29 protein-coding genes and 1 pseudogene are annotated in these 25,371 nt (G+C 64.6%); 15 read left to right on the plus strand and 15 right to left on the minus strand.

Features of this window, described 5'->3' with window-relative positions:
- Window positions 1–2: 2 nt before the first annotated feature.
- Window positions 3–911: a 16S rRNA (cytidine(1402)-2'-O)-methyltransferase gene (gene rsmI, locus D9M09_RS26460; protein WP_070288967.1), complete on the minus strand. Its 909-nt coding sequence runs from the start codon at window positions 909–911 to the stop codon at window positions 3–5.
- A 165-nt stretch (window positions 912–1,076) separates the two neighbouring features.
- Between rsmI and D9M09_RS26465 the strand changes: the two genes are divergently transcribed.
- The 7 genes from D9M09_RS26465 to D9M09_RS26495 all read left to right on the plus strand — a co-directional run bounded on the left by D9M09_RS26465 (window position 1,077) and on the right by D9M09_RS26495 (window position 5,961).
- The gene (locus tag D9M09_RS26465) at window positions 1,077–2,288 is read left to right on the plus strand and encodes a penicillin-binding protein activator (RefSeq protein ID WP_121670745.1); all 1,212 of its coding nucleotides are present in this window, start codon (window positions 1,077–1,079) and stop codon (window positions 2,286–2,288) included.
- A gap of 10 nt (window positions 2,289–2,298) precedes the next feature.
- On the plus strand, window positions 2,299–2,652 hold the full coding sequence (locus D9M09_RS26470) for a YraN family protein (RefSeq protein WP_121670746.1): 354 nt from the start codon (window positions 2,299–2,301) through the stop codon (window positions 2,650–2,652).
- 57 nt (window positions 2,653–2,709) lie between these two features.
- Complete coding sequence (locus D9M09_RS26475) at window positions 2,710–3,306, plus strand: phosphoheptose isomerase (RefSeq protein ID WP_034752465.1); 597 nt, start codon at window positions 2,710–2,712, stop codon at window positions 3,304–3,306.
- Window positions 3,299–3,985, plus strand: a complete 687-nt coding sequence (locus D9M09_RS26480; protein ID WP_070223194.1) for a BON domain-containing protein — start codon at window positions 3,299–3,301, stop codon at window positions 3,983–3,985. The genes D9M09_RS26475 and D9M09_RS26480 overlap by 8 nt, the downstream gene beginning before the upstream one ends.
- Before the next feature lie 86 nt (window positions 3,986–4,071).
- Window positions 4,072–4,593 carry a peroxiredoxin family protein gene (locus tag D9M09_RS26485; protein WP_070223196.1) on the plus strand — a complete coding sequence of 174 codons (522 nt, stop codon included), beginning with the start codon at window positions 4,072–4,074 and terminating at the stop codon, window positions 4,591–4,593.
- Window positions 4,594–4,678: 85 nt separating this feature from the next.
- On the plus strand, window positions 4,679–5,269 hold the full coding sequence (locus D9M09_RS26490; protein WP_070288964.1) for a sigma-70 family RNA polymerase sigma factor: 591 nt from the start codon (window positions 4,679–4,681) through the stop codon (window positions 5,267–5,269).
- Complete coding sequence (locus D9M09_RS26495) at window positions 5,266–5,961, plus strand: anti-sigma factor (RefSeq protein WP_121670747.1); 696 nt, start codon at window positions 5,266–5,268, stop codon at window positions 5,959–5,961. Before D9M09_RS26490 ends, D9M09_RS26495 begins: the two co-directional genes overlap by 4 nt.
- A gap of 68 nt (window positions 5,962–6,029) precedes the next feature.
- Here D9M09_RS26495 and D9M09_RS26500 read toward each other — a convergent pair.
- Both D9M09_RS26500 and D9M09_RS26505 read right to left on the minus strand, forming a co-directional pair.
- Window positions 6,030–6,453 (minus strand): annotated as a pseudogene (locus D9M09_RS26500) (PaaI family thioesterase).
- Between the two features lie 90 nt (window positions 6,454–6,543).
- Window positions 6,544–7,701, minus strand: coding sequence for a PepSY-associated TM helix domain-containing protein (locus D9M09_RS26505; RefSeq protein ID WP_121670748.1), 1,158 nt, complete (start codon window positions 7,699–7,701; stop codon window positions 6,544–6,546).
- 215 nt (window positions 7,702–7,916) lie between these two features.
- On the opposite strand from D9M09_RS26505, the gene D9M09_RS26510 reads away from it, so the two are divergent.
- From D9M09_RS26510 to D9M09_RS26525, 4 genes are all read left to right on the plus strand, one after another.
- Entirely contained in the window at window positions 7,917–8,462 is a 546-nt protein-coding gene (locus D9M09_RS26510) for a YbhB/YbcL family Raf kinase inhibitor-like protein (RefSeq protein ID WP_121670749.1), read from the plus strand.
- Window positions 8,452–9,273 carry a helix-turn-helix transcriptional regulator gene (locus tag D9M09_RS26515; RefSeq protein WP_205602309.1) on the plus strand — a complete coding sequence of 274 codons (822 nt, stop codon included), beginning with the start codon at window positions 8,452–8,454 and terminating at the stop codon, window positions 9,271–9,273. Before D9M09_RS26510 ends, D9M09_RS26515 begins: the two co-directional genes overlap by 11 nt.
- Before the next feature lie 67 nt (window positions 9,274–9,340).
- On the plus strand, window positions 9,341–9,679 hold the full coding sequence (locus D9M09_RS26520) for a hypothetical protein (RefSeq protein WP_070223211.1): 339 nt from the start codon (window positions 9,341–9,343) through the stop codon (window positions 9,677–9,679).
- Window positions 9,680–9,771: 92 nt separating this feature from the next.
- Window positions 9,772–11,928 carry a TonB-dependent receptor gene (locus D9M09_RS26525; RefSeq protein WP_121670750.1) on the plus strand — a complete coding sequence of 719 codons (2,157 nt, stop codon included), beginning with the start codon at window positions 9,772–9,774 and terminating at the stop codon, window positions 11,926–11,928.
- A 101-nt stretch (window positions 11,929–12,029) separates the two neighbouring features.
- Here the strand turns inward: D9M09_RS26525 and D9M09_RS26530 are convergent, their stop codons facing one another.
- The 8 genes from D9M09_RS26530 to D9M09_RS26565 all read right to left on the minus strand — a co-directional run bounded on the left by D9M09_RS26530 (window position 12,030) and on the right by D9M09_RS26565 (window position 17,638).
- Window positions 12,030–12,512: a GNAT family N-acetyltransferase gene (locus tag D9M09_RS26530; RefSeq protein ID WP_162995799.1), complete on the minus strand. Its 483-nt coding sequence runs from the start codon at window positions 12,510–12,512 to the stop codon at window positions 12,030–12,032.
- Window positions 12,487–12,798, minus strand: a complete 312-nt coding sequence (locus tag D9M09_RS26535; protein WP_071650246.1) for a DUF1778 domain-containing protein — start codon at window positions 12,796–12,798, stop codon at window positions 12,487–12,489. Before D9M09_RS26535 ends, D9M09_RS26530 begins: the two co-directional genes overlap by 26 nt.
- A gap of 105 nt (window positions 12,799–12,903) precedes the next feature.
- Entirely contained in the window at window positions 12,904–13,572 is a 669-nt protein-coding gene (ung, locus tag D9M09_RS26540) for a uracil-DNA glycosylase (protein ID WP_070223219.1), read from the minus strand.
- A gap of 90 nt (window positions 13,573–13,662) precedes the next feature.
- The gene (locus tag D9M09_RS26545) at window positions 13,663–13,968 is read right to left on the minus strand and encodes a Txe/YoeB family addiction module toxin (RefSeq protein ID WP_070223221.1); all 306 of its coding nucleotides are present in this window, start codon (window positions 13,966–13,968) and stop codon (window positions 13,663–13,665) included.
- Window positions 13,949–14,218 (minus strand): type II toxin-antitoxin system Phd/YefM family antitoxin, encoded by a 270-nt coding sequence (locus D9M09_RS26550; protein WP_070223351.1) that lies wholly within the window; start codon window positions 14,216–14,218, stop codon window positions 13,949–13,951. The genes D9M09_RS26545 and D9M09_RS26550 overlap by 20 nt, the downstream gene beginning before the upstream one ends.
- A gap of 122 nt (window positions 14,219–14,340) precedes the next feature.
- The gene (gene lipA / locus D9M09_RS26555) at window positions 14,341–15,348 is read right to left on the minus strand and encodes a lipoyl synthase (protein ID WP_070312669.1); all 1,008 of its coding nucleotides are present in this window, start codon (window positions 15,346–15,348) and stop codon (window positions 14,341–14,343) included.
- A gap of 37 nt (window positions 15,349–15,385) precedes the next feature.
- Complete coding sequence (lipB, locus tag D9M09_RS26560) at window positions 15,386–16,090, minus strand: lipoyl(octanoyl) transferase LipB (protein ID WP_070223225.1); 705 nt, start codon at window positions 16,088–16,090, stop codon at window positions 15,386–15,388.
- Between the two features lie 75 nt (window positions 16,091–16,165).
- Window positions 16,166–17,638 (minus strand): PLP-dependent aminotransferase family protein, encoded by a 1,473-nt coding sequence (locus D9M09_RS26565; RefSeq protein ID WP_121670752.1) that lies wholly within the window; start codon window positions 17,636–17,638, stop codon window positions 16,166–16,168.
- Window positions 17,639–17,763: 125 nt separating this feature from the next.
- On the opposite strand from D9M09_RS26565, the gene D9M09_RS26570 reads away from it, so the two are divergent.
- Entirely contained in the window at window positions 17,764–19,035 is a 1,272-nt protein-coding gene (locus tag D9M09_RS26570; RefSeq protein ID WP_121670753.1) for a multidrug effflux MFS transporter, read from the plus strand.
- On the opposite strand, the gene yfcF is transcribed toward D9M09_RS26570, so the two are convergent.
- Window positions 18,923–19,561, minus strand: a complete 639-nt coding sequence (gene yfcF / locus D9M09_RS26575; RefSeq protein WP_121670754.1) for a glutathione transferase — start codon at window positions 19,559–19,561, stop codon at window positions 18,923–18,925. The genes D9M09_RS26570 and yfcF overlap by 113 nt on opposite strands.
- Window positions 19,562–19,671: 110 nt before the next feature.
- Here yfcF and gcvA point away from each other — a divergent pair, with 110 nt between their 5' ends.
- Window positions 19,672–20,577 carry a transcriptional regulator GcvA gene (gene gcvA, locus D9M09_RS26580; RefSeq protein WP_070223233.1) on the plus strand — a complete coding sequence of 302 codons (906 nt, stop codon included), beginning with the start codon at window positions 19,672–19,674 and terminating at the stop codon, window positions 20,575–20,577.
- On the opposite strand, the gene D9M09_RS26585 is transcribed toward gcvA, so the two are convergent.
- The 3 genes from D9M09_RS26585 to D9M09_RS26595 form a co-directional block, all read right to left on the minus strand.
- Window positions 20,570–20,866 carry a DUF493 family protein gene (locus D9M09_RS26585; protein ID WP_070223235.1) on the minus strand — a complete coding sequence of 99 codons (297 nt, stop codon included), beginning with the start codon at window positions 20,864–20,866 and terminating at the stop codon, window positions 20,570–20,572. The genes gcvA and D9M09_RS26585 overlap by 8 nt on opposite strands.
- 316 nt (window positions 20,867–21,182) lie before the next feature.
- Window positions 21,183–22,955 carry a DUF6600 domain-containing protein gene (locus tag D9M09_RS26590; protein WP_121670755.1) on the minus strand — a complete coding sequence of 591 codons (1,773 nt, stop codon included), beginning with the start codon at window positions 22,953–22,955 and terminating at the stop codon, window positions 21,183–21,185.
- Between the two features lie 103 nt (window positions 22,956–23,058).
- Window positions 23,059–23,700 (minus strand): LysE family transporter, encoded by a 642-nt coding sequence (locus D9M09_RS26595; RefSeq protein ID WP_121670756.1) that lies wholly within the window; start codon window positions 23,698–23,700, stop codon window positions 23,059–23,061.
- A gap of 181 nt (window positions 23,701–23,881) precedes the next feature.
- Between D9M09_RS26595 and D9M09_RS26600 the strand changes: the two genes are divergently transcribed.
- Together D9M09_RS26600 and yiaA are read left to right on the plus strand one after the other, a co-directional pair.
- A complete protein-coding gene (locus tag D9M09_RS26600; protein ID WP_121670757.1) occupies window positions 23,882–24,829 on the plus strand; it encodes a DUF808 domain-containing protein in 948 nt (315 codons plus the stop codon).
- 84 nt (window positions 24,830–24,913) lie between these two features.
- Window positions 24,914–25,345, plus strand: coding sequence for an inner membrane protein YiaA (gene yiaA, locus D9M09_RS26605; RefSeq protein WP_121670758.1), 432 nt, complete (start codon window positions 24,914–24,916; stop codon window positions 25,343–25,345).
- The last annotated feature ends 26 nt before the right edge of the window (window positions 25,346–25,371 follow it).

Here is a 25,371-nt window from a genome sequence, read left to right on the forward strand (position 1 = left end):
CCTTATTCCTGCCCCTTCAACTGCAACGCCCGCTCATACAGGGCGTTTTTCTTGCGGCCCGTGATTTGCGCCGTCAGATTCGCCGCCTGCTTGACGCTGCATTCGGCCAACAGGATATTGAGGATGCGTTCCGCTTCCACGTCTTCCGCGTCCTGCGCTTGCGTGGCGCCTTCCAGCAGGACGACGAACTCTCCCTTTTCGCGGTGCGCGTCGGCACGGATCCAGCTTTCCGCTTCCGACAGGGGGCAGCGGTGGATTTCCTCGAACAGTTTCGTCAGTTCGCGCGCGAACACCACCTGGCGCGTCGGCTCGAACGCTTCCACCAGGGCCGTGGCGCAATCGAGGATGCGGTGCGGCGCTTCATAGAACACCATGGTCGCCGTCACGCCGCGCAGGCTGTGCAAGATGTTTTCGCGCTGCTTGGCCTTGGCTGGCAGGAAGCCGACAAAGTAGAACTGGTCATTCAACAAGCCGCTGGCGGAGATGGCGGTGATCGCCGCCGACGGGCCGGGCAGGGGCAGCACGCGCAGTCCCGCCGCGCGCACGGCGTCGACGATGCGCGCGCCGGGGTCGGACACGGCGGGCGTGCCGGCGTCGGAAACGAGGGCGATGCGCTCGCCCGCCTGCAGGCGCGCGATCAGGGTCTGCGCCACTTCGCGCTCATTATGTTGATGCGCCGCAATCAATGGCTTGTTCAAGCCGAAGCGCGTCAGCAGGTGCGCCGTGTTGCGCGTATCTTCACAGGCGACGGCATCGGCAAGGCTCAGCAAGTGCAGCGCGCGCAGGCTGATATCGGTCACATTACCGATGGGCGTGGCCACTATATACAATGTTGCGATAGGATAGACCTGGTGCGCCGCCTCTGTCATGATGGGCAGGCTGGCGATGGAACTGATTTCTTGTACGGTCATTTTGGAGGTTGAATGCTTGCTAATAGTGTGAAGTTACTGCTTGTTTGTGCCGCGACCGGCATGCTGAGCGCTTGCAGCACGCCTTGCGACGCGCCCGGGCAATTGTGCGCGCCTATTGAATCTAACACAAGGGCGCTGCCGCCACCGAAGCCGCTGCCGCCTCCCGTGCCGCCCAAGCCGCCCGCGCCCGAACCGGTCACGTTTGCCGTGGCCGTGCCCGATATTACCGCGTACGACGGCAGCGGCGCGCCGCTGGCGCCCACCGCCACCAAGCCGGCAACGGGCACGCCGCAGGACATGCCGGCCGCCACGGCACCGGCGCCGTCCGACGGCAATCTGCACCACATCGGCCTGCTGCTGCCGCTGCGCTCGGCGTCCCTGGGCCCGGCCGCCGAACTGCTGCGCGCCGGTTTCATGGCCGCGTATGAGCGCGACCGCAGCGGCTTCGAAGTGACGGTGATCGACACGGGCGACGGCAGCACCGACGTGCTGAACAAATTTGCGCAGGCACAGGAAGAACAGGACGTCGTCGTCGGACCGTTGTCGCGCTCGGCCATCACGGCCGTGGCGAACAGCGACCTGGTGCGTAAACCAACGATCGCCCTGAACCACCCGGACAACCGCGGCGAGGCGCGCCTGCCGGCCAAGCTGCTGGTGATGGGCCTGTCGATCGAGGCGGAAGCGCGCCAGGTCGCCGCCTGGGCCGCCAGCGAACAGCCGGGCGCCAGCGCGCTGATCCTGTCGGCCGGTTCGCCTTCGCAGCGCCGCATCAGCGCCGCCTTCAAGCAGGAATGGCTGCGCCAGGGCGGCAAGGTCGATGCGATGGACTTGACGGCCACGAATGGCTACCTGAGCGATGCGGAGCTGGTGCAGCTGCGCGCGCGCCTGGCCGCCACGCCGCCGGGCCTGCTGTTTGCCGCGCTCGACGCCGACCAGGCGCGCCAGCTGCGCGTGGCCATCGGCAGCGATCTGCCCCTGTATGGCACCTCGTCACTGAACCCCGGCGCCGGGCGCGGCGCCAGCGGTCCCGAACTCGACGGCGCGCGCCTGCTGGACCTGCCATGGCAAGTGCGGCGCGACCATCCGCAAGTGATGGTGTATCCGCAACCGCCGCAACCGGCCGACGCCCGCCTGACGGCCGACATGGAACGCCTGTACGCGCTGGGCATCGACGCCTTCCGCGTGGCGCGCGAAGTGGCGCTGCGGCCAAACGTGCCATTCACGCTCGACGGCGTGACGGGCCGCCTGGCCGTGCGCTTTGAGAATGATCAAAGCGTGTTCGAACGCACGGAACAGGCCGCCACCTACCAGCAGGGCGTGCTGGGCACCTGGCCACCGGCCCCGCCGCCACCTGCCACCATGCCGCCGGTACAATAAGGACACCGCCATGCCGCCCTTCTGGAACAAACGGGAACGGGGACGGCAGGGGGAAGACGATGCGCTCGCGTATCTGTTGCTGCAAGGCTTGGCGCTGCTGGAACGCAATTATCTGTGCAAGGGCGGCGAACTGGACCTGATCATGCGCGATGGCGCCTCCATCGTCTTCGTCGAAGTGCGGCTGCGCAGCAGTGCCAGCTTCGGCGGCGCCCTGGCCAGCATCACGCCCGCCAAGCAGCGGCGCATGGTGGTGGCCGCGCAAACCTGGCTGCTGGGACAAAAAACCGTGCCGCCATGCCGCTTCGACGCGCTGGCCATCGATGGCGGGCGCATCAGCTGGCTGAAGAACATCCTCGATATGTAAGCATTTTTAACAGTGCTTGTCCGCCATGCCGCGCGCCTGCACTATAATCGGCAGACTATGAATAATCAACGCATCCTCTCGCACTTCCACGAAAGTGCCGAACTCAAGATCCAGGCAGCCACCGTACTGGCGCAACCCATTGCGCAGGCGATCGACCTGATGTTTTATGCATTGTCCAACGGCAACAAGATCCTCGCCTGCGGCAACGGCGGTTCCGCCGCCGACTGCCAGCATTTCGCGGCCGAGCTGGTCGGACGCTTCGAACGCGAGCGCTTTCCGCTGCCGGCCCTGGCGCTGACGACGGATACGTCGATCCTGACGGCCGTGGCCAACGACTACAGCTACCGCGAGATCTTCTCGAAGCAGGTGCAGGCCTTCGGCCAGGCCGGCGACATCCTGTTGGCCATCTCCACGTCGGGCAATTCGGCCAACGTGATGGCCGCCGTGGAAGCGGCGCTCGAGCGCGAAATGCGCGTCGTGGCGCTGACGGGCAAGGACGGCGGCGCCATCGGCAAGATGCTGACGGACGCCGACGTGCATATCTGCGTGCCGGCCGAGCGCACGGCGCGCATCCAGGAAGTCCACCTGACCACCATACATTGCATCTGCGACGGCATCGACGTCGCGCTATTCGGAGGAGACGTGAATGACTAAATTCGGTACTGGCCCAGGCTGGAAACGCGTACAACGCCCGCTGGCCACCGCACTGCTGTGCGGCGCCATGCTCACTTCGCTCACCGGCTGCATCGAATTGATGGTCGGCGGCGCGGTGATGGGCGGCGTTGCCGCGGCGGACCGCCGCACCCTGGGCGCCCAGACCGAAGACAAGTCGATCGCCGTCAAGGGCGAGGCGCGCATCCCGTCCATCGTCGGCGATGCGGGCCACGTGAATGTCACCAGCTTCAACCGCCGCGTCCTGCTGACGGGCGAAGTGCGCGACGAGGCGATGAAAAATGCCGTCGAGCGCGAAGTGCGCAATATCGAGGGCGTGGAATCGGTGGCCAATGAATTGATCATCGCCGGCCCGGCCAGCTATACCTCGCGCTCGAACGACGCGCTGATCACCACCAAGGTCAAGGCCAGCCTGGTCGACATGAAAACCATCTCGGCCGCCTCGTTCAAGGTCGTCACGGAAAACGGCACCGTCTTCCTGATGGGCCGCGTGACCCAGCGCGAAGGCACGGTCGCGGCCGACGTGGCACGCGGCGTGGGCGGCGTGCAGAAAGTGGTCAAGCTGTTCGACTACATTTCGGAAGCGGAACTGAAGCAATTGCAGCCCGATCCGCCGCAGCAGCGCACGACCAGCACGGTCAGCGATACGGTCCAGCAATAAACGCCTCCGCCGTTTGACCTACGGCGCCAGACTGACGATGCGTCTATAATGGCCGCATCGTTGCTCTACATTAGTGAAACTTTGCCATGTCCACTTCGCCCTCCGCAAGCAAGTCCTGGATCAAGCCAGCCCTCATCGCCGTGTTCGTGGCGGGCGTGGCGGCGGCCGGCTATCTGTCGCTGAACGACAAGCAACGCGCGCCGGACGTGACTTTCCACGGCATCCATGGCGAGAAGATCACCTCGGCCAGCCTGCGCGGCAAGGTGGTGATGGTCAATTTCTGGGCCACTTCGTGCACCACCTGCGTGGCGGAAATGCCGGACATGGTCGACACCTACAACAAGTACAAGGGGCAGGGCCTGGAATTCGTGGCCGTGGCCATGAAATACGATCCGGCCAACTACGTGCTGAATTTCGCCGAAACACGCCAGCTGCCGTTCAAGGTGGCGCTCGACGTGACGGGCGAGGCGGCCAAGGCCTACGGCGACGTGGCCCTCACGCCCACCACCTTCGTGCTCGACAAGCAGGGCAAGATCCTCAAGCGCTACGTGGGCAAGCCGGAATTTGCCGAACTGCACAAATTGCTCGAAACGGCCATCGCGGGATAACACGGCACAAAACCCTGTTGCCAAGCGTTGTCAATCTGTTATAACCTTCCCAGGCGTGATCCCATTCACCTTGTGAAGGCCAGCCGTGTCCCCAGCCGCTCAATCGCTCGACCCGCAGCAACTGAAAACCTGGCTGCTTGCCACCGGGAACAAGGACGCCACGGCGTTCCGCCAGCTATATAACTCCACATCATCGAAACTGTTTGGCTTCGCGCTGCGTATATTGCATAAGCAAGAGCTCGCTGAAGAAGCCTTGCAAGAGGGTTTTGTCGCCATCTGGAACAACGCCGCCGCTTACCAGAGCCATCTGGCCGCGCCGATGACCTGGATGGCCACCATCGTGCGCAACAAGGCGTTCGATGTGCTGCGGCGCAGCGACGATACCGTGGAAATCGATGCCGAACAGTTTGATAGCGAAGTCATGAATGCACTCCGGGACCCCCAGGCCACGCCGATCGAATCACTGCAGATGAGCGGTGACGCCAAGGCGCTGGCGTTTTGCATGTCGGCCCTGGAAGGGCTGCACCGGCAGGTGGTCGCCCTGGCGTTTTATCACGACCTGTCGCACAGCGAAGTGGCGCAGCAGATGTCGCTGCCGATCGGCACCGTGAAGACGTGGATACGCCGCAGCCTGGAACGGCTGCGCACGTGCCTGGCGAAACGGGAGGCATCATGAATATCCGCGGCAATGACGCGCTGCGCCAGAAACTGGCGTCCGAATACGTGCTGGGCACCCTGAAAGGGGGCGCGCGGCGGCGTTTCGAAGGCTGGCTGCACAACGACGCCGATTTGCGCAATATCACGGCCGAATGGCGCCAGCGCCTGGAACCGATGGCCGAATTCGCCACGCCCGTGGCGCCGCCCAAGCGCGTGTGGCAGCAGATCGAGCAGCGCCTGCACCTGAAGCCGCAGGGCGGCTGGGCGTTGTGGCGCGATGCGCTGTCGTTCTGGCGTGGCCTGGGCATGGCGTCGAGCGCCATCGCCGCCTTGCTGGTGATCGTCTTGGCCACGCGCGTGATGGACGCGCCGCAGATCAGCTATGTCGCCAGCCTGACGGACGAGAAGGCGCAAACGGCATTGGTGCTGACGGCCGACAGCCGCCACGGCGCGCTCGAGGTGCGCATGGTGGCCAACGCGCCCGTGCCAAGTGATAAGGATCTGGAACTGTGGGCCGTGCCAAAGAGCGGCAACCCGCGCTCCCTGGGCTTGCTGGCGGACAAGGGCAATGTGAAACTGGCCCTGTCCCAGCGCGCCATCGGCAACGACGTGGCCTTGCTGGCCGTCACCCTGGAGCCGAAAGGCGGTTCGCCGAATCCGAACGGACCGACGGGACCAATCTTGTATAAAGGTAACTGGGTAAAAATTTAACCCTAACGCAAAAATCCGGGGTCAGACCCGTCGGGTCTGACCCCAGCAGTTGATTTGGGTTGCTTACCTTACTTTGGATACAGAATCATCTGCGTGCAGCGGAACAGGGCAATCGTCTTGCCCGTTTCCTTGCTTTTCACCACGGCATCCCACACTTGCGTGTTGCGGCCCTTGTGCTCGACTTTCGCCGTGCAGATCAGCGTGCCTTCACGGGCAGTGCCCAGGTGGTTCGATTTCAGTTCGATGGTGGTGAAATTCGTCGCGCCTTCGGCGCAGGTTGACGATGCAGCCATAGCCGGACGCCGTGTCGGCCAGGGTCACGACGCTGCCCGCGTGCAGGTAGCCGTTCGGCGCCAGCAGGTGCGGCAACACGGGCAATTCCGCCGTCAGCTGGCCGTCGCCCACGGCCGTGATGACGATGCCCAGGTGGCCGGGCAGGCGGCCCGTGCCGCGTTCATTCAACATTGCTACGGTGATGTCGGGATTGCTCATGCTGGTCCTTGTGCGGGTGGGTCCGGACAGCGGATCTGCCGGAAAATACTATGATGATAGCAACTTTCCCCGCAACGGTTTGGCCGCCGCTTATTTCCGGCCGCGCCGCCGTTTCCACCACACCAGGGTCCCCGTCAGCAGGAACAGCAAGGGCATCAGGCCAAACAGCGTAATGAAGGCGCGCCCGGCCACGCCAAACGCCTGGCCCGAATGCAGGGGGAATTGCCAGCCCAGGAAAACGTCTCCGGCCGGCGCCCGCAAGGGATCGCGTATGCGCAGGGGCAAGCCGCTGCGCGCATCGAGGGTGATGCGCGTGGCGCCGTCGCCGTGGGCGATCTCGCCGGGCTGGCGCACGCGCACGTCGTACGGCTGGTCCTTTTTCGCCGGCAACACGATGCGCGACACGCGCGCCTGCGGATACAGCTGCTGCGCGGCGGCCATGGCCTGGCCCGCATCGAGCACGGCGCCGTCCTGGGCCACATTCTTCAGTTTGACGGTATCGGGCACCGTCGACACGAGCTCCACCAGGGGCACGATCAATTGCGGCAAATTGAAATAGATGCCGGAAAAGGCGAGCACGGCCAGCACGGGCGCGGCAAAGAAGCCCGCCGCCTTGTGAAACGTGTAATTAAAACGGGGCCAGGAGCCGCCATGCGACACGGTCAGGGCGCGCCGGATCGCCGTCCACTGCAGGCGCGGCCACCACAGATAAATGCCGCTCAGGGCCATCAGCAGCAGGGCCACGCCCGAGATACCCGTGATGGTCTTGCCCACGTCGCCGGACAGTAAATAGCGGTGCAAATGAAACATGCCCGACATGAACAAGGGGCGCGAGAGGCCGAAGCGCCCCCAGTCGCGCTCGCCTTTGACTTGCAGGGTGTACGGGTCGACCATCACCTGGCGCACGATGGCCTGGCTGAACGGGGACGGTTTGCTAGTCTGGCGGTACGAGGCCACGTACACGTCGCGCGCGTCGGCGGGCGGATTGAGCTGGCTCGGCTTGCCGTAGGCGGGGTCGGCCGTAAGCTGGTCCACCACCGCCTGCACCGTGCGCGGCGTCACCTGAAACACCTGGCCCGGCGCGGGCGTGCTCGCCTGCAACAAATTCGGATTCAGATAAGCGTCGAGTTCCGGCATCCAGGCGATGGCGGAACCCGTCAAACCCAGCAGGACAAACAGGGCGCCGAACCACAGGCCCACGTACAGGTGCAGTTTGCTGAGCAACCACTTGATCGAGCGTTGTGACATGGAAACTTTGGGAAATTTGGGCTGCGAAACGATAGCATGAAAGCCCCACAGTGAAAATCATGCACGGTCAGAAAGCGGCAAACCGCACAACACGCTCATGCGAACGTCTGAAATAGGATAAAACGAGCGTTTCGGCACCATCAGCGAGCGCATCGGCATCGCGGGTAAATATTGCACGGCATACACTTTCCCCTATACTTATCGAAAGGAAAACCATGACTACCTCCCGCCTCTTCGCCGCCACCTTGGGCCTCGCCCTTCACCTGGGCGCCCACGCTGCCGATTTCACGGTGACCAGCACCGACATCGCCCCCGGCCAGCGCCTGGCGAGCGCGCAAGTATTCCAGGGCTTCGGCTGCACGGGCGGCAACCTGTCGCCGCAATTGTCATGGAGCAACGCACCGGCCGGCACCAAAAGCTACGCCGTCACCCTGTACGACCCGGACGCGCCCACGGGCAGCGGCTGGTGGCACTGGAGCGTATTCAATGTGCCGACCAGCACCACGTCCTTGCCTGCGGGAACGACAACCGCCACCTTGCCGGCCGGCGCCGTACAAGGGCGCAACGATTACGGCGACAGCGCCTACGGCGGCGCCTGCCCGCCACCGGGCGACCAGGCCCACCGCTACCAGATCACGGTGTGGGCGCTGAAAACGGACAAGCTGCCGCTGGACCAGCACGCCAGCGGCGCCATGCTGGGCTACATGCTCAATGCCAACGCGCTGGGCAAGGCACAACTGACGGGACTGTATGGCAGATGACATGGAAGCGGTGGCCCTGAGCGAGCTGCGCATCGCCCACGGCACCATCGAGGCGCGCCGCGCGCAAACCCTGCGCCGCGTGCCCGTCTTCCAGAGCGCCCTGTGCCGCGTGCGGCAAGGAACCAAGCTGCTGGAATGGGGGGCACGCCAGGCGCGCGCCGGCACGCACGACGTGGTGCTGATGCCGGCGGGACAGGAACTGGGCGTAGCCAACCTGCCTGGCGCGCAAGGCTACCGCGCGGAAGTGCTGAGTTTTTCGCCGGCCCTGATCGCCCGTTTCCGCGCGCGCCATGGCGGCCTCGTCGATACCCAGCTGCGCCAGGCGGCCACGGCCAGCCTGTGCGTGCCGCTCGATGCCCACGCGGCGGTGGCCTGGGACCAGCTGACGGCCAGCCTGGCGGGCAGTACACCGCCCGCGCTGCTGGCGCACCAGGCGGAAGGCTTGCTGCTGGCCCTGGCACTGGGCGGCCATTGCGGCCCGCTGTTGCTGGACCGCCGCGATCCGCTGGCCGCGCGCGTGCAGCAAGTGCTGCTGCTGGACCCGGGCGCCGACTGGAGCGTGACCAAGGTTGCCAGCCATCTGCACCTGGGCGCCTCGACCCTGCGCCGCCAGCTGGCCCTGGAACAGCGTCACTTCCGCGCCATCCTGGAAGACGTGCGCCTGGGACTGGCCTTGCAGGAATTGCAATCTGGCATCTTACCCATCGGCGACATCGCCGCCGCCTGCGGCTACGCCTCGCCCTCGCGCTTCGCGGCCCGTTTCCGCCAGCATTACGGCCTGTCGCCGCGCGACCTGCGCGCCACCTTGTAAGCCCGCTCTGGCGCAAATCAAGCAACAAGCGCTGACAGCGGGACGATTTTCTTGCTACTATGCGCCCATGTCTTCCCGCCAGCCATCCCGCAAGCCTTACCCGGCGTCCGCCCTCGCGCGCACGCCGTGGCAGCTGTGCGTGGCGCTGTTCAGTGCGCTGGCCCTCGTGTTCCTGCTGTCGACGGCCGCCTCGCACCTGCACAAGACGACGCTCGACGCGGAAGAGTGCGCGCTGTGCGCCACGGTCATCGACAAGGTGGCCGACATCGCCGTGCCGCCGGCCATCGCCGAGCCGCCCGCCCAGTTACTGCCGTACCGCCTGCTGGCCCTCGCGCCCGCTACCCTGGCGCCCGTCGCCGTCCTCGTCCTGCCGCCCGTGCGCGGCCCGCCTGCCGCCTCACTGTAGTTCTCACGCTGTTTTTATCCTTTTCAGGCTGCCCCTTGCCGCACTTTGATGCGCGCCGGGCCGCCTGGCGTTGACTATTTTCGAGGTTTACCATGCAACACACTCCACGTCTGAGCGCGCTGTCGCTCGCCCTTGCCAGCCTGTTTACCGTTTCCGCCCATGCCGCCGAGCCTGCCGAAGCCAGTACCGATGCCGCCCCACCGGAAATGCAAAAGGTCGAAGTCACCTCCGCCCATCTGAAAAGCGCGCGCATCGAACTGTCGCCGAAAGTCGGCACCACCATCTACAGCATCGACAGCCACATGGTCGACATGCTGGGCCAGGGCGACAACACGCCGTTCAATGAAGTGCTGCTGCGCCTGCCGGGCGTGTCGCAGGATTCAAAGGGCTCCGGCGCCCTGCACGTGCGCGACGACCATGCCAACGTACAATACCGCATCAACGGCGTGCAGTTGCCCGAAAGCATCAGCGGCTTCGGCCAGTCGATCGACACGCGCTTGATCGACAAGACGGATTTCATGACGGGCGCCTTGCCGGCCCAGTTCGGCCTGCGCACGGCCGGCATCGTCGATATTGAAACGAAGGAAGGCGGCTTGAGCCCTGGCGGGCGCATCGGCATCATGGTGGGCAGCCACGACCACGTGGAGCCGAGTGCCGAATTTTTCGGCAGCGTGGGCAAGTTCAATTACTACCTGTCCGGCAGCTATCTGGGTAATTCCCTGGGCGTGGAAAACCCGCAAGCCACGCGCAGCGCCCTGCACGACAAGACGCGCCAGAACAAATCGTTCGGCAGCCTGTCGTATTTCCTTGATGACAACACGCGACTGGGCGCCATGTTCGGCACCTATAACGGCCGCTTCCAGATCCCGAACAACCCGGACCAGGCGCCGGCATTCAGCTTGGCCGGCCACAGCGATGCGCAGGCGGGCACGTCCAGCATCGCTTCCTCGCAGCTGAATGAAAACCAGCGCGAAGTGAACCGTTTTCTCGTGCTGTCGCTGCAAAAAAGCCTGGGCGACGTCAATTACCAGGTGTCGGCCTTCCACCAGTATTCGGAACTGCACTTCACGCCCGACGCCATCGGCGACCTGATCTACAACGGCGTGGCCTCGGACTCGCGCCGCGCGAACAGCGCTTCCGGTGCCCAGTTCGACATCAGCTACAAGTTGCACCAGGACCACACCGTGCGCGCGGGCCTGGCCTACACGCGCCAGAAAACGACGAGCGACAACACGGTGGCCGTCTTCCCCGCCATGGACGGCGCGCAAACCTCCACCACGCCGGTCAGCATTCTGGACAACAGCGGCAAGACGGGCACCCTGGCCAGTGTCTACCTGCAGGATGAATGGCATATCAGCAAACCGCTGACCCTGAACTACGGCGCCCGCTTCGACAAGGTCTCGGCCTACACGAGCGAACAGCAATGGAGCCCGCGCGTCAACCTGGCCTACCAGATCGCGCCGGGCACGGCCCTGCACGCGGGCTATTCGCGCTACTTCACGCCGCCGCCGCAGGAACTGGCGGCGCAAGCCAGTATCGACCTGTACGCGAACACGACGAATGCGCCGGCAATCGGCCAGTCCGACAACGTCAAGGCCGAGCGCACGCATTACTACGATATCGGCATCAGCCACCAGGTCAATTCAAAACTGACCGTGACGGCCGATGTATATTATAAAAAGATTAATAACCTGCTCGACGAAGGCCAGTTCGGCCAGGCGTTGATCCTGACGCCGTTCAACTATGCGGACGGCTACGCCAAGGGCCTGGAGCTGTCCGCCATCTACAGCGAGAAAAACTGGGGCCTGTTCCTCAACGCCAGCACGCAAAAGGCGCAGGGCCGCAACATCAATTCGGGGCAAGCCCTGTTTGGCGCCGATGAGTTGAACTACATCAGCCAGCACTATGTCTACCTCGATCATGACCAGAAATACACGCTGTCGGGTGGCGGCCACTATCACTTCGGCGATTCGCAAGTGAGCGCTGACTTCCTCTACGGCAGCGGCCTGCGCATGACGCCGGACGGCGGCGCACCGAATTCCGGCCATTTGCCGAGTTACTTCACCGTCAACACGGCGCTCACGCACACGTGGAAGAACACGCCGGTGGGCAAGGTGGAAGGACGGCTGGCCCTGATCAACCTGTTCGACAAGTCGTATTTGCTGCGCGACGGTTCCGGCGTGGGCGTGGGAGCGCCGCAGTATGGCGCCCGCCGCAGCATCTACGCCGGCCTGTCCACCAGTTTTTAACCGTTACCACCGTTACGCGCGAAGACAGCGGCAGGGAGCAACGCCTGCCGCTGTCGGTTGCCGTTAAGAAACGATCTCGTGGCGTCTATCGGGATGCTGTTTTAATGGGGAATATCGGCGATTGGTAGCAGCATGGTCAGCGGATCATCGGGGAGGGGCGTAAAACCATACTGTTGATAAAATTGCGTGCCTTGCGGCTCTTTGGCATCGACAAACAGGGCAAAACCGCCCACCTCCGCTGCGACCGATTGCACACGCTTCATGGCTGCTACCAGCAGCAATCGGCCAAAGCCGCGACGCTGATGCCGCTGCGCGACAGCAAGCCGCGCCAAGGTAAAGCCGGGTACGTTGCTGGGCAACTTCTTCATCATGGCGATGGGAATAGCCTCCTTGGGGGTCATGGTACGAATCGCCAGTGAAAAATAGCCAATAATTTCCGTAGGATCAGTTTCATCGACCAGCGCGAACGTTCGCGATGCGCCATGCCGCTGATGCTGCCTTGCTATTGTCTGCAACCACGTATCCAATACCGGTGTGCCGCAATGAAACCTTGTTACATCATGTATTGCTTTCAGTGCTGTCACGAAGTACGCCATTCTCTACTTTCTGTGCATAATTTTCAAAAGCCTTCGTCAAAGCCGCATTCGGCCCCTGCGGGTTTTCCAGCAAATCGATCATCATGGCGGCGTCACGACGGGAATAGCGGATCAGGTATTCGCGATCGATGATCATTTCCGCCTTTTCCAATGCAGCTTGCACGAGGAATTGATTCAAGGTAGCGCCGGTCAGCTCAGCCGCTTCTTGAAGTTTCTCGGCAATTGAGCCGGAAACCCTGGCCGTAATACGGCCGCGTTCTTCAGTCACACTCATTATTTAGCTCGTGTCGTCGGGTTTGTTCGGGTGTCGTCGGGTATCCCAATGAGCATAGTACATGATGGGGACAAAGCAACCCTTATTGGAGACAAAATGTCACCATTACTCATTGCCCCATTTGATTTCGGCATGATGATGCGCCTGCAGATACGCATTTGCCTGGCTGAACGGCTTGCTGCCAAAGAAACCTTTGCTGGCCGACAAGGGAGATGGATGGGGCGCTGCCAGCACCAGGTGCTTGCCGGGGTCGATCAAAGTGCGCTTGGCTTGCGCATAGCCGCCCCACAGGATGAACACAAGGTGTTCGCGCTCGGCGGACAGGTGGCCGATGGCGCTGTCCGTCAGCTTTTCCCACCCCTTGGCTGCATGCGAACCGGCCGCCCCGGCGCGCACCGTCAGCACGCTGTTGAGCAGGAACACGCCTTGCTCGGCCCAGTCGGACAAATCCGTGCGCGTGCGCGCCACGCCCATGTCGCTGTGTAATTCCTTGAAGATATTCTGCAGGCTCGGCTGCGGCGGCGTGCCTTCGGGAATCGAAAAGCACAGCCCCATGGCGGCACCGGGCGTGTGATACGGGTCTTGCCCCAGGATCACCACCTTGACTTGCCCGAACGGCGTCAGGTCGAAGGCGCGAAAAATGAGTTTACCGGGAGGACAACACGGCCCCGCCGCATATTCGGCCTTGACGAAGGCGGCCAGGCGCTCCCAGTAGGGCTGGGCAAACTCCCCCTCCAGCCGCGCCTTCCACGATGCGTCGATGCGTACGTCCATGGCTCCCCCGTCAATCATGTTTTTAAAACATCATTGATCAGTATAGCCGCGTCACGTCCGGTACCGCGTTACGGTACGGCTGGGCAATGCCTATTTGTCGTCATAGTGATAACGGCAGGCCGCCACGTAGATGCAGCCCGCGTCGGGCAGATACACGAGCCGGTGCTGGCGGTCGATGCGGCGCGACCAGAAACCCGTCAGGTCGCCTTTCAGCGGTTCCGGCTTGCCCGTGCCCTTGAACGGATCGGCCAGGCATGCATCGAGCAAGTCGTTGATTTTTTGCAGGATTTTCAAGTCGTTCTCTTGCCAGAACAGATAATCCTCCCAGGCATGATCGGTCCAGGCCAGCACGGCGGCGCGCGCCTGCTGCTTGTTTTCAGTCTTCCGGTTTTTCATGCCGCGCCAATGCCCGTGGCTGCGCCTTGCCCGCCTTGATCTGCGCCACGGACGCCATCAGCCGGCTGGCATTCTTTGCCGTGCCCAGCAAATACAGGGTTTCCTCGATGCTGTTGTAGTCCGACAAGGACAGCATCACCACATGTTCGCCATTCACGCGCGTGATCACCGTAGGCGTATGGTCGTTGCAGACGTCGTCCATCACGCTTTTCAGGCCCGCGCGCGCCTCGCTGAAAGTCAGGATATTCATGCCGTGCCACCACTCCATGGAAAGTACATGCCAATAATTGTACAGGATATTGTACATCACCTCAATCAGGCAAAAAAAAGCCGCCACGCTATCGCGGGCGGCTTTGATGTGGCGCAAACGGCTTAGAAATTCAGCGCCGATTCCACGCCGGCGCTGTGCGCCTGTTCATCCGCGTGGTACGAGCTGCGCACCATGGCGCCCACGGCGGCGTGGGTGAAGCCCATTTTATAGGCTTCTTCCTCGAACATTTTGAAGACGTCCGGGTGCACGTAGCGGCGCACGGGCAGGTGGCTGTTCGATGGCGCCAGGTACTGGCCGATGGTCAGCATGTCGATGTCGTGCTCGCGCATGTCGCGCATGACTTGCAGGATTTCCTCGTCCGTCTCGCCCAGGCCCACCATGATGCCGGACTTGGTTTTGACGTCCGGGTACATGGCCTTGAAATCCTTCAGCAGTTTCAGCGAGTGCATGTAGTCGGAACCGGGACGGGCTTCCTTGTACAGGCGCGGCGCCGTTTCCAGGTTGTGGTTCATGACGTCAGGCAAGCCATCCTTGAACAGATCCAGGGCTTTTTCCAGGCGGCCGCGGAAGTCGGGCACCAGCACTTCGATGCGGGTGTTCGGCGACAGGGCGCGCGTTTGCTGGATGCACTCGACGAAATGGCCGGCGCCGCCGTCGCGCAAGTCATCGCGGTCGACGGAGGTGATGACGACGTAGTTCAGGCGCAGCTTGGCGATGGTTTTCGACAGGTTGGCCGGCTCTTCCTTGTCCAGCGGGTCCGGACGGCCGTGGCCCACGTCGCAGAACGGGCAGCGGCGCGTGCACTTGTCGCCCATGATCATGAAGGTGGCCGTGCCCTTGCCGAAACACTCGCCGATGTTCGGGCAGCTGGCTTCCTCGCACACGGTCACGAGCTTGTTTTCGCGCAACACATCCTTGATTTCATAGAAACGGGTCGAAGCCGAAGCGGCCTTGACGCGGATCCAGTCCGGCTTTTTCAGGCGCTCGACTTGCTCGATCGGAATGATCTTGATCGGGATGCGCGAAGTCTTGCTGGCGCCTTTTTGCTTTTCGCTCGGGTTGTAGGCGGGAGCGGCGGGGGCGGTGCTGGAAATGGTCTCAGAAGTCATGGCTGCAAGCCCTTGACGGGCATGTTGGTTTGTTTGCTCAGGCATCCGCTGCCTGAGGCGCGCCTGCGGCGCTGTTTACTTCGCTTACATCGAGTAATACGGTCAATTCCTGGGCCAGGGCCCGCTGCACCTCGGCCAGCGGCGCCACGACGCCCATGCTGCGCATGTCCACCGTCTTCAGGCCGGAATAGCCGCAAGGGTTAATCCAGGAAAACGGCGCCAGGTCCATCGCCACGTTGAGCGATACGCCATGGTAGGTGCAGCCGTTGCCGCGCACTTTCAATCCCAGCGCGGCGATCTTCGCACCCTTGTCTGGCCCGCCGGCAATGTAGATGCCGGGCGCGCCATCGATGCGCTCGCCTGCGAGATTATACGCCGCCAGCACGTTGATGATGGCTTGCTCGATTTTATGCACGAACTGGCGCGCATACAGCTTGCCGCCCGGCTTGTTGCGGCGCAAGTCCATCAGCAGGTAAATCACCACCTGGCCGGGGCCGTGGAAGGTGACTTCGCCACCCCGGTCCGTCTGCACCACGGGCACACTCTCGGCGCCGGCCAGCAAATGGCCGCGATCGGCCGCCAGGCCCAACGTAAAGACGGGCGGATGCTCGACGATCCACAGTTCGTCGCGCGTGTCCGTCGTGCGCGCGTCGGTAAAGGCGCGCATGGCGGCAAAGGTCGGCTCGTAATCGACGCGGCCCAGCTCGCGGATCAGCGCCGTTTCGGTGCGGGTGGTGGTCATGACAGATTCTGTAATCAGCTGCCGGCGCCCTGCGGACGCTGCGGCGAAGCCGTGATTATAAGCCAGGCCGCCGTTTCATTCAGCCGCGGGCGCCGGCGACAACAGCAATCTGCCCAATTTTTGTGCAGCGTGGCGCACCTGGGCCAGGCTCAGGGCCGTGTAACCGAGCAGCACGGCCGGCGCCAGCCTGGCGCTGTGGCAAAAGTCACCGAGCGGCTGCAGCGCCAGCCCGTCCTGCGCTGCGCGCGCGCAAAACGCCCGTTCGTCGCCATCGGGCGGCAGCCACAGCACGCAATGAAAACCCGCTTGCTGGCCGGAAATCGTGTAGCGCCCGGGCGCCGTCTGCTCGAGGCAGGCCAGCAGCAGGTCGCGCCGCTCCTTGTAGGCCAGCCGCGCCTGGCGCAGATGGCGCACGAAAGCGCCTTCCTCCATCCAGGCGGCCAGCGCCAGCTGTTCCGTCACGCCCACGGACCTGCCCGTCAATTGCACGATGCGCAGCAGCTGCGGGCGCAAGGCGGGCGGCAGCACCATGAAGCCCACGCGCAGGCCGGCAAACAGGGTCTTGTTGAAACTGCCGCAATAAATCACGCGCTGGTACTGGTCCAGTGCCTTCAGGGCCGCCAGCGGCGCGCTGTGGTAATTGAATTCGCTGTCGTAATCGTCTTCCACCACCCAGGCGCCGCTGTCGTTCGCCCATTCCAGCAAGGCCAGGCGGCGCGTGACGGACATGGTCACGCCCAGCGGCGACTGGTGCGCCGGCGTCACATAGGCGAGGCAGGCGTCCGTGTGCGCGGCCAGGGCGGCGCAATCGATGCCCCCGGCATCGACGGCAATATCCACGGGCACGGCGCCGGCCAGGGCGAACAGGGCGCGCGCAGCCGGATAGCCCGGTTCTTCCAGGCACACCTTGTCGCCATCGCGCACGATGCCGCGCGCCAGCAAGTCGATCGCGTGGCGGATGCCGGTGGTAACGACAATGTCTTGCGGGTCGCAGCGGATGCCGCGGTACTTGGCGAGGAAGTCGGCGATCTGCTGGCGCAGCTGGGGCAAGCCAGCCGGATCGGCGCTGCACAGCTGCTCCGGCGTGGCGGCCGCCAGCGCCCGCGTGGCGCACTTGGACCAGGCAGCCATGGGAAACAGGCTGGCGTCGGCACGCCGCGCCACGAAGGGCAAGCCGTCGCGCACGCCCGTGTCCGGGGCAGGCGCGGGCACGCTGGCTGGCGCGGCCGGGGCGGTATCGCCGAAGCCTGCCATCAGAAAGCGTTCCGGCACCACGGCGCACACGCGCGTGCCGGAACCGGGCACGCGCGTCACATACGCTTCCGCGTGCAGGCGGTCGAACACGGTTTCGATGGTGCCGCGCGACAACTCCCACCGTTCGGCCAGGGTGCGGCTCGATGGCAGCCGGCTGCCCGCCGGCAGCATCTTCGTCAGGATGGCCGAGCGCAGCGCTTCATACGCGCCATCCTGCTTGTTGACGCCCGCCTTGTCGAGCCAGCTGGTGGGACGAGGCAAGTCCAGGGCGTGCGGTGATTTTCCTCGCGGCATGATGATCGTCCAAGTGGTCCAATGAGTTTTCTGATGAGTGGCACTTCGCATTACACCACAACCAACCTACTCTCACCGTTCCGGTGCGCCAGCGGGGCGCACCCTTGCAAGGATCGTATAAAACAATGCAGAAACACATCGCTTTATGGGCCTGGGGCGGCATTGTGCTGCTGCTGGTCTGCCTGTCGCGCATCAGCATCGACATCTATCTCCCTTCGCTGCCGGCCATGGCCGACGCCCTGCATGCCAGCGATGCCCAGTTACAACTGACCCTGAGCCTGTTCATGGCCGGCTCCGCCGCCTCGATGCTCGCCTGCGGGCCGCTGGCCGACCGCTACGGACGCCGTCCCGTGTTGCTGGCCGGCACGGGCATTTTTGTGCTCGCCAGCATCGTCTGCACCTTCACCAGCGATGTGCACATGCTGATCGCCGCGCGCGTGCTGCAGGCGTTCGGCGGCTGCAGCGGCACCATCATCGGCCGGGTCATGGTGCGCGACCGCTTCGACCCCGCCACGCAGGCGCGCATGCTGGGCAGAATATCGATGGCGATGGGTTTGTCGCCGATCCTGGCGCCGCTGGCCGGCAGCGTGCTCGACGCGGCGCTCGGCTGGCGCGCTGTGTTTGGCGTGCTGTGCCTGCTGGGTGCGCTGTCGCTGTGGCTGATCGCCGCCTGGGTGCCGGAAACCAAGCCGGCCAGCGTCGTACCACAGGGCAATACCCTGGCGCTGTACTGCCGCCTGCTGGGCGACAGATATTTCCTGCGCTATGCGCTGGCCATCGGCTGTGTGTATTGCACGTATTTCCCCTTCATCGCGGAATCGTCCGTGCTGTTGCAAAGGGGCATGCAGCTGTCGCCTGGCGCGTATGCGCTGGTGTTCGGGCTGACGGTGAGCGGCTATATCGCGGGGTCGAGCCTGTTCCGCGCGCTGGGCCCGCGCCTGGGCGCCGACCACATGCTGGGCGTGGCTGTGCTGCTGAATGTGGCGGGGGCGGCCAGTTTGTTGCTGGCGGGTACGTTGGCGCCGCGGCACGTGGCGTCGCTGGTGGCGCCCATGCTGCTGGTGATGGTGTCGGTGGGCATGGCGATTCCCGCCTGCCAGCTGGCCGTGCTGCAGCCATATGGCGCCCGGGCAGGCAGCGCCTCGGGCCTGTTCTTCTTCGTGCAGATGGCCATCACGGCCGCCTGCGGCGCCGTCATCGCCGCCATCACGGACGGCAGCGAAAAACCGCTGCTGTGGGTGACGGCGGCGGCCAGCGGCGCCTTTGCCCTCGTGTGGCTGCTGACTAAGCCAGTTGCGGCAACGGCACGTTCGCCAGCCACTGCCGCACGGCAGGACGCTGCCACTGGGCCAGCGCATACGCGCGCAGCGCAGGCGGCACGGGCTGGCCGCTCTTGATCAAACGCAACAACATCAGGGCCAGGTCCGTGTCGGCGATGCTCCAGGCGCCGAACAGATGCTCGCCCTGCACCAGTTCGCCCGCGATCTGCAGCAGCTTGGCGCCAGCGGCCTGTGCCGCCGGCGACAGCGGCGCATGGTCCGCGCGGGGCGGGTGGAACACGACGGTGGAATCGCGCTCGTTGCGCAGCACCAGCAGATCGCTGCGCAGCCAGGCCTGCACCTGCCGCGCCCGTGCCCGCTGGCGCAGATCACGCGGCAGCACGGAAGGATAGTCGGGCGCGGCAAAGACGTCGTCGAGATAATCGGCGATGGCGTTCGATTCCGTCAGGATAAAGCCGTCGTGGTCGATGGCGGGCACGCGCTGCGTCAGGCTCAGGGCGCTGAACGGCGGCTGACGCGCCGCGCCGGCGTCCAGGTCGACGTCCTGGACGGTGAAGGGAAGCCGCTTTTCGCTCAGGGCGACATAGGTGGACAGGGCGTACGGACTGATGCGGTTGCGGTCGACATACAAAATGAGGGACATGGCGGGCGTTCCTGTGGATAAGTGAACAGGATTCATCATAAAGCGCCGTGTTAAGCTAACAAAACGAGTTATATTCGACGTTCTAGTTACTTTTATTCACATTAAACGCCATGTCCAGATTGCCGAATTTTTCAGCACTGCGCGCCTTCGAGGCGGCTGCCCGCCACGGCAATTTTTCGCGCGCGGCCGAGGAGTTGCACCTGACGCACGGCGCCATCAGCCACCAGGTGCGCAAGCTGGAAGAAGAGCTGGGCTTGCCGCTATTCCTGCGCAATGGCCGCCATGTGACGGTCACGCCACAGGGGCGGCAATTCGCGCTGGTGCTGGGCAAGGCTTTTACAGAGATCGCCACGGCGGCGCAAGCCCTGCGGCCTGCGCCTGCCAATACGCGGCTGACGATCACCGCGATTCCCTCGTTTGCGGCGCGCTGGCTGGCGCCGCGCCTCGGACATTTCATCGAACGCCATCCCGGCATCGAAGTGGTGCTGCAAACGAGCGGCGCCTTGCAGGACCTGGAAGGCGAAGGCATCGACGTGGGCATCCGCTTCGGCCGCGGCCATTATCCCGGCCTGCTGGTGCAGCCGCTGATGGGCGACGTGTATTACCCGGTCTGCAGCCCCCGTTACCGGGGCGGCAACTTGCCGGCCACGCCGGAGGCGCTGGCGCAGGTGACCTTGCTGCGCTCGCTCGAGCCTTGGCGGCCGTGGCTTGCGGCGGCTGGCTTGCCGCTGGCTGAACCCGTGGGCGGCGTACTGTACGAGGATTTGTCGATGCTGATCCGTTCGGCCATCGATGGCGATGGCGTGGCGCTGGTGCGCCATGTGGTGGCGTTGCAGGAAGTGGCCGCGGGACGGCTGGTGCGCCTGTTCGATATGGCGGTGCCCTGCGCCGACGCGTATTACCTGGTCAGCCCGCCCGCTGCGGCGCAGCGCGGGCCCGTGCACGCCTTCCGTGCCTGGCTGGACGAAGAAATCGCCGCCTTCCAGGCACGCGAAGCGCCCACCTTGCTTACATGACGATCTTGACCATCGGGTGGCCCGACAGCGCCATGTACAGGGCGTCGAGCTGCTCGCGGCTGATGGCGCGCACGGTCACGGTCAGGCCCGTGTAATTGCCCTTGCCCGATGGACGCTCTTCCATGCGGCCCACATGGAAGGTCGGATCGTGGCTGATGACCAGCTCGAGCATGGTCGGCGCGAAATCGACATGCGTCGGACCCATGATCTTGATGGGAAAATCGCTCGGGTATTCGATCAGCGATTCGCTGGGAGGAATCGTCACTTCGGTCGGTGGGGTGGTTTGCATGGGAAATCCAATCAGTGCCGGTCAGAACAGGCAGCGCTTATCGCGCGGCGGCTGCATAAAGGCGTATTGTAGCCAACTTTGGCAGCGCCTGCGCCGGCCGCCATGGCCCCAGGGGCGCGGAAAAAAAAAAGCCAGCTGGGTAAGCTGGCGAAAACTATTTCGTTTGGACAAAATAGCCGGAAAAGTCGATGCTGTCACTTGGAGGATAAGCAGTGGCCGTACTGTAGCCAAACCACGGCAGCTTTACCTCCGGTATGTGACGAACTGCGCATTTCGCGGCTTGAACGTCGATACGGCGCGACAGACGGCACGGCCGTCAGCGCTCCGCTTCCTGCATCCGGCCATTGCGGCCGGGACCGCCGCGCTCGTTGTTGCGCTCAATGTTGCGCTCATTGTTGCGTTCACGGGGCGGATTGGGACGCTCGGCGCTGCGCGCTTCCTGGGGCGGACGGGCGGCAGGGGCCGGCATCGGCGGCGCAGGGCGCGGCTGTGCCACCGGCGGCGGCGCGGGCAAGGATGGCGGCGGCGCCGTCTGCAGCACTTCGCGGCGGGGGCCACGCTCGGCGCGGGGCCAGTCGGCGCGGGGCCGCTCCTCGCCACGCCAGCCGGGACGGGCCACATGGTCATGCACCGGTGGCAAGACCGGCATCGCCGGCATCACGGGCTGCGCCGGCATGGGTGGCTGCTGCGGCTGGGCCGGCACGGGCGGGCGGTTCGGCTGCATGGGATGCGGCGCCAGGTGCGTCTGGCCGTCGTCCGTCTGCAAACGGCCAGGGCGGCTGCCCCAGTCGCGCCGGGGCTCCCGGTCGCCGCGCGGCGCCTCAACGGGACGCTGCCAGTTGCCGGCCGGCGCAGGCGCGGTGCTCAACGGCAAGCTTTGCATGACGGGCGGCGGCATGGTGGTGCGGTTGCGGCGCGGCACGTCGACCGTGCGCGAGGCGCCAAAACGCTCGCCGGGCAGCATCGTCATGCCCGCACGGCGTTCGCGTTCACCCCGCTCACCCATGACCGGGCGGCGCCCTTCGGCCACGCGGTTGATGCGGCGTTCATAGTCCGCGCTGGCGCGGTAGCCGGGCACGTAGTGGTCGTGCGGCGACAGGGGGAACCAGCCGATACCGGGCCCCGGCCGCTGGCCGTGCTGCTGCCAATGGTTGCCGCCGACCCAGCCCACCAGGGCCGGCGCCCAGGGCGCGCGCACGCGCTCGCGGCCCGGCGCCCAGCCCCAGCGGTGGCCCAGCAGCACCCAGCGGCCGTAGTGCGAGGGCGCGTAACCCCACGGCGCATTGTCGACCCAGGTCCAGCCCCACGGCGCGATCCACGTCCAGCGCCCGTCGCTGTACGGTGCCCAGCCGGCAGGCACGCTGCTCGGCAGCCACAGGGGGCCGTATTGCGCGTCTTCCTGCCAGGCGCCGTAGCGGTCCAGCTCTTCATAGCCGGTGGTATCGTCCGTGACATAGCGCAAGGCCGGCGCGGCGGCGGGCAAGGCTTCGGGCCAGTGGTCGAACGCCACGCGCTGCACGGCGCCCGTGCGCAATTCTTCGTCCGTCAACTCGGCGCGCTTGCCGGCACGCAAGGTCACGCTGCCCGTCGCGCCATCCACGTCGGCCGCGCCGTCGAGCACGCTGACAACGCTGGTGCCGGGCTGGCGTCCCGCCTCGATGCGCACCCAGCCCGGCTGGGTCAGGATCACACGGGCCTGGGCCGTGGTCAGCTCGAAGCCGCGCAGCGCGTCCGGGTTGCGCACGCGCACGCTGACCGTGCCATAGCTGAGGTGCAGCTTGAAACTGTCGTCATCGAGTTCGCTCACTTCCAACTCGGAATCGCCATCGAGGCGCACGGCGGCCACGCCCACGCGAAATTCGGCCAGCGCACCGCGCAGGGTGCTCAAGCGGTTATCCGTCGTGACGGGCCAGTTCAAGAGGGCGTTTTGCGCGTCGCCATCGCCGGCGCGCACCAGCACTTGCCCTTCGACGGTGGAAATGCGGCCCACGCGGGCGGGCGGGTCCTGCGCCAGGGCGAAGGCGCACGCCGACGACAGCAGCGCGGCGCACACGGTGCGCAGGAAGGGGAGAGTCAGGGTCGGACGCATGGCAGCGCTCCAGGCAGGACTTACAGGGATGATTGCCACCGATTACATCCGCATTCGACGGACCTCGCAAGCGGGCTTACAAATGTTTGCATATTGACTTCGTTCAGGTTGCCGCCTGGCTGCCCCGCTTGACGAAGAACAGGGCCGCGCCGACGGCTATCAGCAAGCCGCCAAAGAAGCGGTTCTGCTTTTTCACGGCGCGCGCATCGCGGAAAAAGCGCTGCATCGAGGAAGCCAGGAAGGCGTAGCTGTGCATGACGATCTGATCGATCGTACACATGGTGACGGCCAGGATCAGCAGCTGCGGCAGCAGCGGCGCTGCCGGGCTGATAAATTGCGGCAACACCGCCACCATGAAAATGATGCCTTTCGGGTTAGTCACGTTGGTCAGAAAGCCCGTCAGCACGCGCCGGCCCATGGAAGGCACCACGGCGTCGGCATGCAGGTCGCCCGTGACGGCCACCTTGGCGCGCCATTGCGACAGGCCCAAATAGATCAGGTACAGCGCGCCCACCGTCTTGACGATATTGAACGCCACTTCCGAGGCCAGCAGCAGGGAACCGACGCCGGCGCCGGCGATGCCCAGCACCACCAGCAGCCCCAGCTGCAGGCCCAGAATCGTCGCGCTGGCCTTTCTGACCCCGTACGACAGGCCGTGCGACATCGACAGCACGGCGCCCGATCCGGGCGAGACGGCGATGATGGAAGCGGCGATGACAAAGGTGATCCAGGTGGCGAAGTGCATGCGGTGTCCAAAAAATGGTGACGATGAGCAATTTTAACCCGGTCGGTGCGGCCTTGCCGGCGCTCCCTGAGGTAAGATCGCAGTCACACACTTCCTTGCCGTACAACCAAGAATAACATCATGAAAAACAACACTTTCCTCGCTCCACAATTTCCTGCCGCTACCGTGGGAGCGCGCTGAGATGGCCGGCTCCAGTCTGCTGGCCCTGCTCGACGACATCGCCAGCATCCTCGATGACGTTTCCCTGATGACCAAGGTGGCCGCCAAGAAGACGGCCGGCGTGCTCGGCGACGACCTGGCCCTGAACGCGCAGCAAGTGGCCGGCGTGCGCGCCGAGCGCGAACTGCCCGTCGTCTGGGCCGTCGCCGTCGGTTCGCTGAAGAACAAGGCCATCCTCGTGCCCGCCGCGCTGGCCATCAGCGCGTTTGCGCCGTGGGCCATCACGCCATTGCTGATGGTGGGCGGCGCCTACCTGTGCTTCGAAGGTTTCGAAAAGATTGCCCACAAGTATTTGCATCCGGACGACAGCCACAAGGCCGAGCTGGCGCAGGCGCTGCGCGACCCGCAGGTCGACCTCGTCGCCCTGGAAAAGGACAAGATCAAGGGCGCCATCCGCACCGACTTCATTTTGTCGGCGGAAATCATCGTCATCGCGCTGGGCACCGTGGCCGCGGCCACCTTTGCCGAGCAGGTGGCCGTCGTCGTCGGCATTGCCATCATCATGACGGTGGGCGTGTACGGCCTGGTGGCCGGCATCGTCAAGCTCGATGACGCGGGCTTTTATTTGTCCGCGCGCAAGGGTGCAGGCGCGCTGATGGACGGCGTGCGCGGCTTGGGCCGCATGCTCGTGTCGGCGGCGCCGAAACTGATGAAATTCCTGTCCGTCGTGGGCACGCTGGCCATGTTCATGGTCGGCGGCGGCATCCTGACGCACGGCTGGCCGTGGGCCAGCGCGATGCTGCACCATGCGGAAGAAGCGGTGGGCAGCGTGGCCGGCATCGGCCCCGTGCTGGCCGCCGTCACGCCCAGCCTGATCAATGCGGTGGCCGGCCTGATCGCCGGCGGCCTGGTGCTGGCCGGCGTCACCGCCGTGTCCGCTTTGTTGCGCATGATCAAGCCAAGCAAATAAACTTTCTGGTCTGATGAGGCGGCAGGCGCATCCGTGCCTGCCGCCCCGGCCATGCCGACGGCGCCCGCTGCCCATGGAGACCTTATGCAGACTTCCCCCGCCCCACGCCCCAGCAGCGCCTTTATCGGCGCGTCCTGGGCGGCATTGCTGATCGGCATCGTCACTTACCTGTCCGGCCTGTGGAACGCCAGCATGCCCCTCAACGAGAAGGGCTATTACTTCACGATCCTCGTGTACGGCCTGTTCGCCGCCATCTCGCTGCAGAAATCCGTGCGCGACCGCGCCGAAGGCATCGCCGTGACGGGGATTTACTTTGGCCTGTGCTGGATTTCCGTGCTGCTGGCCTTGCTGCTGCTGACGGTGGGCCTGTGGAACGCCACCCTGCAAAACAGCGAAAAAGGGTTCTATGCCATGGCGTTTTTACTCAGCCTGTTCGCCGCTGTGGCCGTGCAAAAGAACGTGCGCGACGTGGCGCGCGCCACGCCGCTCGCACCGCAGGACGTGCCGGGAACTTAAACGCCACCGCCCCGTCTATCTCCGTA

Origin of the sequence: Janthinobacterium agaricidamnosum, assembly GCF_003667705.1 — a bacterium.
Taxonomy (GTDB): domain Bacteria; phylum Pseudomonadota; class Gammaproteobacteria; order Burkholderiales; family Burkholderiaceae_D; genus Janthinobacterium.